Annotated in this window: 7 protein-coding genes and 1 pseudogene; 6 read left to right on the forward strand and 2 right to left on the reverse strand. The window is 50.7% G+C overall.

Going from position 1 to position 10,449, the window contains the following annotated elements:
• Positions 1-264, reverse strand: a pseudogene (locus BLV25_RS15780) (IS6 family transposase); the annotation flags it as partial.
• A gap of 122 nt (positions 265-386) precedes the next feature.
• Between BLV25_RS15780 and BLV25_RS15785 the strand changes: the two are divergent.
• Entirely contained in the window at positions 387-1,889 is a 1,503-nt protein-coding gene (locus BLV25_RS15785) for a lamin tail domain-containing protein (protein ID WP_092735238.1), read from the forward strand.
• Complete coding sequence (locus BLV25_RS15790) at positions 1,886-2,176, forward strand: DUF3006 domain-containing protein (RefSeq protein ID WP_092735241.1); 291 nt, start codon at positions 1,886-1,888, stop codon at positions 2,174-2,176. The genes BLV25_RS15785 and BLV25_RS15790 overlap by 4 nt, the downstream gene beginning before the upstream one ends.
• A gap of 101 nt (positions 2,177-2,277) precedes the next feature.
• Here BLV25_RS15790 and BLV25_RS15795 read toward each other — a convergent pair whose 3' ends face one another.
• A complete protein-coding gene (locus tag BLV25_RS15795; RefSeq protein ID WP_092735244.1) occupies positions 2,278-3,357 on the reverse strand; it encodes a pyridoxal-phosphate dependent enzyme in 1,080 nt (359 codons plus the stop codon).
• A gap of 273 nt (positions 3,358-3,630) precedes the next feature.
• Between BLV25_RS15795 and BLV25_RS15800 the strand changes: the two genes are divergently transcribed.
• From BLV25_RS15800 to BLV25_RS15820, 4 genes are all read left to right on the forward strand, one after another.
• Positions 3,631-4,053, forward strand: a complete 423-nt coding sequence (locus BLV25_RS15800) for a hypothetical protein (protein ID WP_092735313.1) — start codon at positions 3,631-3,633, stop codon at positions 4,051-4,053.
• Between the two features lie 1,941 nt (positions 4,054-5,994).
• Positions 5,995-7,047, forward strand: a complete 1,053-nt coding sequence (locus BLV25_RS15810) for a hypothetical protein (protein ID WP_092735250.1) — start codon at positions 5,995-5,997, stop codon at positions 7,045-7,047.
• Between the two features lie 11 nt (positions 7,048-7,058).
• The gene (locus BLV25_RS15815; RefSeq protein ID WP_092735253.1) at positions 7,059-8,177 is read left to right on the forward strand and encodes a hypothetical protein; all 1,119 of its coding nucleotides are present in this window, start codon (positions 7,059-7,061) and stop codon (positions 8,175-8,177) included.
• Positions 8,178-8,260: 83 nt separating this feature from the next.
• Positions 8,261-10,315, forward strand: a complete 2,055-nt coding sequence (locus BLV25_RS15820; RefSeq protein ID WP_256335773.1) for a VirB4 family type IV secretion system protein — start codon at positions 8,261-8,263, stop codon at positions 10,313-10,315.
• Positions 10,316-10,449 lie beyond the last annotated feature (134 nt).

Raw genomic sequence — 10,449 nt, forward strand, 5'->3', positions numbered from 1 at the left:
AATCACTGTTTCGTCGAGCGCAATCTGATTCGGTGATTTACCGGATTCTGGCTGTAGATCGGCTTTTTGAACCCAATCGTGGACGGCTTTTCGACTGCGTTGGACACCCAGTGAATCGAGTAAATCGACGGTATTCGACAGCGAGAGTCCCGCAACGTGCGATTGAATACCCAACGCCATCGCGGACTCGGGTGTCCGCTCTCGCTCCACAAAATCCAAATCAATCCACTCTCTATGACCGGTGAGGCGGGCAATTTCTGCCATAGACCAGCAAGAAATTCACCCGCCTCGCTTTTCACGCTTAACTAAACACCGCCGCCGTCTTGTGGACCAATAATTAACACGCCGATACATCTTTTTGGCTGTACTGCGTCAGGTCTCGTAGTATGGATCGTCGATTTCTCGGTATCGTTGCGATCGTTCTTCTCGTTGCTTTTGCTGGCTGTGGAGGGACGGTTAGCGATGGGACACCGATTCCTACGGATTCTGCGACTGATGGTGAAAGTGCTACTACAGAGTCCCTCTCACCGCAATCGTCATCTGACGGATCGAACGGAACTGAGGGAACCCCGTCATCGAGTCCGAATGGAACACTGTCTGTACACTTTATCAACGTCGGGCAGGGTTCAAGTACGCTGATCGTTGGTCCAACTGATGAGACCATTCTCATTGATTCTGGTGACTGGTCGGATGATGGCGAGGATGTCATCGCGTATCTCGAACGACACAACGTCGATCGAATTGACCATCTTGTAACAACTCACCCTGACGCAGACCATATTGGTGGTCACGAAGCGATCATTACTCACTATGAGACACAAGCAGACGGAATCGGTGCAGTCTACGATCCGGGGATCACGTCGAGTTCACAGACGTATGACCGGTATCTCGATGCTATTGAGGAACACGACGTCACGCTGTATGAAACCAGAGCCGGCGATCAGATTTCCATCGATAACGTCGAGGTACAGGTTCTTGCACCACCGGAGGGATACATCGCAAACGGTGATCGAAACGAGAATAGTATCGTCCTCAAATTGAATTTTGGACGGTCGAGTTTCTTACTTCCTGGTGATGGAGAATCTGCAAGCGAGAGATATCTGATTGATGAATACGGATCGTCGTTAAACACGACCGTATTGAGCCCCGGTCATCACGGCAGTCAGTCCAGTTCTAGTGCGGAATTCCTCGATACAACCTCACCACGGATCGCTGTTATCTCGAGTGCCTACGACTCTCAGTACGGTCATCCACACGAGGAAGTTCTTCAGCGTCTCGAAGATCGCTCCATCCGCACCTACTGGACCGCAACTCACGGCAACATTCGGATGGTGAGTAACGGGTCGGCGATCACCGTTTCGACACAGCAAGCCGGGCCGATAGTTGCGAGTGACCTTCGGGATGGTGAACCGATCGCTCCCGGCGCCGGCGACGAGTTGGAGCCTCGAACAATCATTTCCGCGACTGGCACTGCTTCAGCGCTTCCTGATGGAGGGTCATCGACTCCAGAAACTCGAACGCCGATGTCGACGACATCCCCAAATGCTGATCAGGAGAGTCACCTCTCGATCGCCGAGATACACGCTGATGCAGAGGGGAATGACCACGAAAATCTGAATGATGAGTACATTGTGTTCGAGAATACGGGCGATCAAGCTCTCGAATTGGGTGGCTGGACAGTCACTGACGACGCGGGTAATACCTATACATTCCCGAACGGATACTCCCTTGAGGCGAATGGACGCGTGACGCTCTATACTGGCCGCGGGACTGATTCCGACGAACAGCTCTACTGGGGTCGTGAGAGAGCAGTGTGGAATAACGGTGGGGATACAGTGACCGTGTTGAACGACGTTGGTGATGTCGTCCTCGAGGAGGAATACGAATGACGGAAGACGGAACGTACACTGCGGTAATCGATCGGTTTGAGGACGACTTGGCGGTTTTGCTGCTTGAAGACGATGGGAACGTTACAGACCAGATACTCGTTTCGAAGTCACGTCTCCCTGAAGCTGGCACACACGTTGATGCCGTTTTATCGGTCAGGATCGCCGATGGAACAGCGATTGATGTCGCATACAGACCCGAAGAAACCTCGGACCGGTCGAGGCGTATGCAGCACCGCTTCGATGAGCTGTCTGAACGTCCTCCTTCGGATGAATCGGAGACGAATTAGCGGGATATGATCTTTTTGCTCTATTGAAATCCCATTTCCATATATAAATAGAATAAAATATCCGTCATTGAAGGGTGCGTACCGATGAGCATACCGTCTGGTTACATCTTCAATCCGTGTCCCGTGAGTGGCATCACTACGTCTGCATCTGGCCCGAGCGTTCCGCGTTCTCGATACGCCGCAAGTGCCGCAGGCGCGATCGCTGAGGTCGGTTCCACGTAGAACCCGTCTGAGTGGAGCTGGTCTAGCTCTGTTTGCACCTCGTCTTCCGTGATCGCAATCGCATCGCCATCGGTCTCAGCAATCGCATTCAGGAGTTGCCGTTTTCGCGTCGGGTCCCGTATCTGGATGCCATCTGCGATATCGTTCTTGCTCTCGGGGACTGCGTTGCGTTCGCTCGCAATCGGGGCATATCCTGCGGCTTGCGCGCCGAGCAGACGTGGCACTGTATCGATCCATCCTGCTTCGGACAACGCCTTGAATCCACGGTACACGCCCAGGAACAGCGTTCCGTGGCCAAGTGGCATCACGATCGCGTCGGGGACCTTCCAGTCTCGTTGGAGTACGACTTCGTACGCGAACGTCGCCGTCCCGGCAAAGAACGCTGGATTCCACGAGTGACTCGCGTACCAGCCGCCCCCTGCTTCGACAGCCTCGATGCATGCATCCGTTACGGCTTGGCGTCCACCTTCAATTCGAACGGGCGTCGCACCGGTCCGTTCGATTGCTCGGAGTTTCGCGTCCTTCACCGACGCTGGGACGTAGATATCCGCGTCGAGTCCAGCGCGAGCCGCGTATGTCGCGATGGCCGCCCCAGCGTTCCCCGACGAATCTTCGACGACTCGATCTGCGCCACACTGGATTGCGTAGCTGATCGTCGTGGTTGCCCCCCGATCCTTGAAGCTGCCAGTCGGAGAGATGTATTCGAGTTTGTACTCGGCATCCCACGTTGCTGCCGACACGAGTGGCGTCATCCCTTCACCTAGAGACGGGCCTTTCTCGATCGGGAGGAACATATCGAACGCCCAGAGTCCGTCTCGCGTATCGAACTGACTGGGATCTGGCTGGTCGGACGCCGGAAGTGGCTGGTGAATAAAGTCGAGAACGCCGCCACACTCACACCGCCACTGGTTGGTGTACCTCCGTCCACACGAAGAACACACGAGTTCGAGAGTATCCATAGGTTCTCTTTGGTACGTATCACGGAGAAAGCAACGTTAATCTCCCTTACTCGTTCTGACGATATCATTTGTTATGAAGATCGCTCCTAGTAAAATACAATATATTTTACTAGAAACAATACCGGTAATTATATTATCAACCCTCTTTTTGTTTCATATAGTAACGTGATTAACCAAATCATACGGTGGGTGAATAATGTGCGTGTGATCGGTGCTGAACTCGGCAAATCGTGGTGTTACCTCGAAGTTCAGACGAAGTGCGTCGAATCCTGTATGGAAGAAGATACAATCAATTTAGATCCGACAGATGAATCGTCACAGAGCTCCGTCTCCCAAAGCCATCGGCTGACACGAATAGCTGCGTATTCATTCGTTCTGTTGAGTATCTTTGCGGTTGGTCCGGTTGCAGCACAAGAGAGTGTCGTATGTAACGCGGATCGTCTCCCGAGTATGATTGAAGGATTCATCCAGCTATCAACTGGTCTCGGGATCGTCGGCCTCGCCCTCGTCTGGCAGGCAGATTCCCTGCTTGAGATGTTTACGTTGAACCCAGAACAAAAGAAGGGATTCAAACGCCACAAACGCTCCGCGTTGAAATCTGCGATCGTTCTGTTGGCATTGGGTCCTCTGTATACTGTTGCTGGTTCCGTTATGGGGTTACCTCTCGCTGATTGTGTGAATCTGGTTCCGTGGTAATCCCTTCTAGTTTCAATTTATGAGACATAGAGGAATTAGTACGGTATTTGTTGCGGTACTCCTCACTGGATTAGTTACGACTGTCGTAACTGCTGTTCCATCTACTATCGATGAGGAATGCAATGGTCTCACAAAGAATGAGACAGCCACTCTGTGGTCTCGCGATGTCGACGGATCTTCATCTCAAAACCAGGATTCAACGAACTCTCCACTTAGTGAAGTTGCGAGAGGAACGGATCTGTCGTATTCAAAACCACCAGAGACAGCAGCAACGTGGTCCGAAAATGATTTCAACGATCTCCAATCTGGTGAGTCAGATGTTTCGGTCCATCCGGCTGGTGCAGCAACTAAAAATGGTACATATATTAAGGACGCTCATACGTCGCTTTTCGCTATTCATCCTTCAACACGAGGTCACTTGGAACCTAACGAGCACCCGCTGTTTGTCGCTCCGAGTGGTACAATTCGTGGGCTCGTTGACTACCGTGTTGAGGTCCCGGAAACACGAACGTGGGGAGATACAACGATCCGTTGGTCTCTCGTTGGAAGCCGTATCGAAGCCATCCGATTACTGAAAGATGGTGAAACGGTCACAGAAATAGACGGGACTCACAAACCGATTATTTCGTACGATTTTAGCGACGAATGGAGTGCAACACTCACTCTGGAAGCTGACATTCGAACCCACCTTCGTCGATTGGCCATCGACCGTAGTGGTCGGACTCCTAGTTACCATTATTCCAACCGACGGGAGACAGTAAGCGTCTCGCAATCCGTTGATGTGAGTATCTATGACTTCAATGCATACCCCCATTACGTCTCCTATCCTGATGGTGACGCTGGCCTTGTCATCTCTCAACCACGCCCGTGGCGTGGTATTGTTCTCTCAGACTCAGGTCCAGAAGTTCGTGGAGTCTGGCGATTTTTTACTGCTCGTGATACGGACTGGGACCAATTGGTTCGTTCAACCGAAAGCGGTAGTGAGACCGTAGAATCCGACGCGATCCCGGTTTACGTACACGCATACCCGTCGTCGATCGGACCACGTGTAGACCCTGTTACCACCAGCACCTCGATCGTAGATACTTGGGGAAGAGCAAGAGAATCGCCCTTGGGTAGTCTTGATGAGAATATCAACGTCGAGGTAGTGGAACGGCCCTACTCTGAAACACGGAGTATCGCACTCCGAACCGACTCACTCGTTCGAGAAGAACTTCGCGTAACAGGTCTTGTACGCGGAGAATATGCCACGATCGGGACTGGCGGCTCGGAGTCTGAAAGAGAGTTACGGCGGAGCAACCTTACTGCCGAAATCGTTGAGAGAAACAGTAGTAGTGCGACGATCGAAATAGGACTTCGTGATGAGACCACTGGAGACCCTATTGGGCTAGCTGATGAAACGCGTTATTCTGCACTGCGTGGCGACTCTCGAGATGGATATATCAACGTTGGCGGGAAACGTGTACGAACTAATTCGTCAGGAAAAGCACTAGTAACGGTTGATTCACCGGGTATATACACAATAAGCTATCAGCCTGGAACTTGGTTGTCACACGATCCTGCTTACACTTCAGATACTACGTCTGTCCGATGGCATCCGTTAGAGACGCTAAACGGAATCCTTTCAGTCATCGTTGAAGCAGTCTGGCGAATTCTCCCCTATGCAGTCGTGTATTATGCCGGTATTCAGATAACGAGAACCTTCGGCTTTGACCGATATTCGTAATCAGATATGTGTCACTACAAGCTTCAGATAAACACACGAAATGTACTCCGTAGGGCTCTTGCTTTCCAATACAGACTACGGAGAAGCAATTCCACAACCAACATTCTGGGGGATTTTGATATGATCTCGGTAGTTAGTGGACTGTCTCTCTGGGTCTCGTCCTTGCAGACTACTATCCCGATATTCTCCCCTACTTCTCGTGATGGAGGGTTGATATGGTTGATCTAATTGACGTCGTTTTGGAGGGATTCAAAAGCATCATAGATTGGCTGATCGGTCTCTTTCTGGATGGGATCACCTCCGGATATGAGACGATCACTGACCAGATATTTGGAACTCCATTACCCCAAACTGACGGTTCATTCGTGTTCGGTACGCCGACAAATAGTCCGTGGAGTGAACTTCATACTGCTCTCGTCGGTGGCGAGGTGATGTTTCTGTCATTAACCCTTCTCGTCATTTGTGTCCAGGGACGTCATCTGAGTCGTATCTTCAATATCGGAAGTGCCTATGAAAGCCGAAAGACACGAAAATCGGCTTGGTTAGGGGCTTTTCTCATCATCTCTTGGTACTGGATTAGTGTACTTCTTCTTTATCTCGTGGATGGTTTCACGATCGCGCTACTGCCCAGTCTCGACACGCTGGGACGTGTGATGATCGGATTTTTACAGGATTCGATCATTAATCCAACTCTTTCGATGTTCTTCGTCTCGCTTGGCAGTCTCTCGATGTGGTCACTCCTGGCGATCTATTACATTCGGGACATCCTCCTGTATGTCTACATCTACGGAATGCCTCTCTTATTCGCAATCGGGTATGGAAACATTCCCATTCTCTCGGATATCGCGATCGGCTTCACCAAACGCTTCGTTCCTCTTGCTATTCTTCCGCTCCCCGCCTCGGTTATTTTCAAGGGATACGACCTACTCTATGTGGAACTCTCCCTCGAGCCCAGTACAGCTTTTCTTCAATATATTGTGGCAGTTTCACTCCCGCTTCTCGCATTGTATGCTACGTGGAAGACGTTCATATACGCTAGTCCCACAACAACGAAAGTCCTCGGTCGTACCGCAAAAGGAGCAGCGATGGTGGCGGGGACAGCTGCTGGTGGTTATGTTGGTGGTACAGGGCTCGCATCAAACGTTGCGAAGACTGGAACGAAAAAAGCTGCCCAGCAGATGATCATTGAGAAAGTCGCTAGCAAGCGCTCAGGCAGTGGAAATACTGGAGGCACACCCTCGTATCGGCGTACTCAAAACGAAGACTAACACCCTCAAAAATGTCAACTAATGATAATAAAGCGGAGAGACGAATTATGGATCAGTTTGGTGAAGAAAATCGAATTCCCTATTTCAACGTCGAAGAGGGGGATGTTGGAGTGATTGCCGGGATTCCCATTTTCGCCTTGTTTGTAGCAAGTTTAACAGGAATGGAGTCCCTTGCACTACCGCTCGTCATCGGAGGTGCAGCAGTCGGTGTTTCTCTTGTCTACCTAACCCCCGAACATCTCAATGCTTGGCGCTGGATCTCGGATATTTCTCACTACGTCAAACGACCTCAGCGAACCTTTTCCGCCCCATCAAATCCACAGCAGGGGACGAATGAAACCGAGCAAAACGAAGGAGGGCTCAGGAATTACTCTCCCTTCGAACCAGACGAACGTACCCAGGATCTCACTCACATTCATCGAGCCTGGCCTGGAGCTGGTGCTATTGAGCGGGAGGACGGTGCTATGGAAGCCTATCTCGAGGTTACTCCTGGGAATATGGATTTTGCAATGGCTGATGACTGGGCTCAACTACAGGCTGCAGGCACACAATATGCGAACAATGAGTTGAAGTCTAAACTCAAATTCCACGCAACGACGCGGGCATTCCCCGTTGAACGAGTTACACAGACGATCGAAGAGCGGCTTACTGACGAAGACGTCAAAGAGAATCCGATATTTGAGAATCTTCTCGAAGAATATCGGGAAACGAGACCGCGAGAAATGCGTGAACGGGGAACCCAACAGATACAGTTTTACTTGGGTGTTGAAGTCACGCCATTGGAGATATACGGTCAGTTTACTGACGAAAAAACACCGGTCGAAAAGCTCACGCAGATTCCAATTATTGGGTTTCTTTTCAATCCACTCGTCACTCGACGTGAGGACTTTTCGACGGTTCAACGCCGAATTCAGATGTTTGAAAAACTCGATGATCGAATTTCAACAGTCCAGAGCGAATTTGTGCAGCAAGCTTCGGGATGGTCCTCTCGTCGTCTTAGTACGGTTGAATTATTTGCGTTGTCGATGGACTTCTGGAACGGTCGCGAACATTCACTTGAAACGGCCTCTAATGCGCTTCGAGAGAATCCAGTTGTCGGGAGATCACAGCGGGAGGGGGTGGAGGAATAATGCAATTTAACTCTCGAGTGTGGGAGAATATCCTCTCATCACTTTCCTCCTGGCTCGGAGAGCTGACGTCTAATACCAGCATTATGCTCTATATTCTGCTGGTATTCGCTATCGGGATCGTGGCTCACGACCTGTGGAGCGACAAAAACACGGAACCGGAAACACTCGACTTTTCAGACGTACTTGAGGAGGATACACTTGAAGAAGGGGCGGCTGAAGGCCAAATTCTCGATAAGATATCAGAAACTCACAAAGCCGCTGTTGCTCCGGAGGCAATTGAATGGACAACCCGGTCAGCACGTGTCGGGGATCAATGGACTTCTACACTATACATAGCAAATTATCCAGACTACCCAAGTGATGGCTATCTCAGTGAACTGTACAACCGTACCGATGTTGCTTTCGATTTAACAGCCAGATTTTCCCCGAAAAACCAGGACCAGGCTCGAGCCGAACTCAAAGACATCTCTGATGATCTCCAAGTTGATGCGGAACTTGAACAGAGTGTCCGTAGCACCTATCTTCAAGAGCGTGCAAACGAGGCTGCTGCCACGTATACAGCCGTTGAGAATGGATCTCGGGTTTTTGATCAGTCCCTTTTCATCACGGTACGTGCTGATAGTAAAGACGCTCTCGAGAAGGATATCCAGAAAGTCAAAAGTGCCCTTCGAGATGAGCCAGCAAATCTGACTCCCAAAACAGCGATCTGTAGACAGGATTCAGCTCTTCAGTCCTGTGCTCCAATCGGTGACAACGTTTTCGGACGGGAATCGATCGTTCTCGGAGGTGCTGTCGGGGCCTTTTTGGCGTCACCCCATAACGCAACGATTCTCGAGGAGGGAGGTGTGGAGTTCGGACTGCATAAGGATAACCAGAGTCCTGTCGTTATTGATCCTTTCTCAAGGGATAACGGATATGCGATGTTCACAGTAGGGGACACTGGGTCTGGAAAGTCATTTGGCTCGAAGCAGAACTTCATTCGTTCTATCGAACAACGAGATCGGGTCGGGATCATTTTGGAACCCCTAACGAATTGGGCTGGAATCTCTGAAGCACTTGATGCAAAGCGAATTACAGTCGGTGGTACCCTCGGCCTGAATCCATTGGAGCTCCGACAAACACCGGACCACGTTCAGCAAGCGATGGGTGAAGATTCCAGTCCGTTCAATGAAAAACTCGATGACGCGATGAGTTTTCTAACGAATTTCTTCGCCTTGCGTGGGATTCCGCTCGATGACCGGAGAACAACCCTTGAGTTGGGTTTGAGAGAGGCATACAAGCGAAACGGAATTACTGAGGATATCAGCACACACAGCAATCCAAGCCCAACCATACGAGACATTATGGACGTCTTTGAGGAGCTGGTCGACGCTCCAGAGAAGCATATCGTTCGAACTGATGAGGAGTCTGCGAAGCTTCAATCGGATGCAACCTGGCTGTTAGATCAACTACGCCCCTTTGATGAGGGTGGTCGTTTCAGCAATCTCGGAAAGACCTCGGAGTTCAGTATTCGTGATGAGGACGTCATCTATCTCGATCTTGCTCAACAGGAAGGTAGCGTCGACAGCAGTACTTCACTGACAATGCAGTTGCTCATCTCGTTGGTGTATGAACGGGCCAAAGAGACGGACAAAGAGGTTGTGTTCGTCATCGATGAGGCTCGATACATAATGCAGGACGCGACAAATCTCTCATTTCTCGAAACCGCCTTTCGTCACCATCGACACCACGATCTTTCGATACGGCTCGTCACACAAACGATCGATGAGTTCTTTGAACATCCGGAGTCCGAAGCGATACTCGATCAGTGTTCCGTTAAGCAGTTTCATCGAACGGATGGAATGGATGAACAGTGGGCGGATGAGTTTGGGTTAAACCACGCTCAAATGCGCTATGTGCAGGACGCAGTGCCTGGTAACGAAGAAACAGGATTCTCCGAGGCGCTCGTCGGTGTCGATGGGCAATGGAGGGGCATTCGTGTAGAGGCTATGCCGGCTGAGAAGCAGGTGATTGATTTCGATCCGAGTCAACACACACGCGCATCGCTTCCGACAACTGCGGACCGTAGCTCCGATTCCCACTCAGGTGTGGAAGCGAGCAACCGCGCTAGTATGCCTCCGTCTGGAGGGGACGAGTAATGTATCGTGAGTACATCCAAGTCACACCAACTTTCGAGGGGACTACGGAGGCAGATATTCCATCAGTTCTTTCGAGTTTGCATAAACTCAGCCCGCCTCGTGATGATCGGAGCTTCATAACGAGATTAAATCCT

The organism is Halopenitus persicus, assembly GCF_900107205.1.
GTDB classification, from domain to species: Archaea; Halobacteriota; Halobacteria; order Halobacteriales; family Haloferacaceae; genus Halopenitus; species Halopenitus persicus.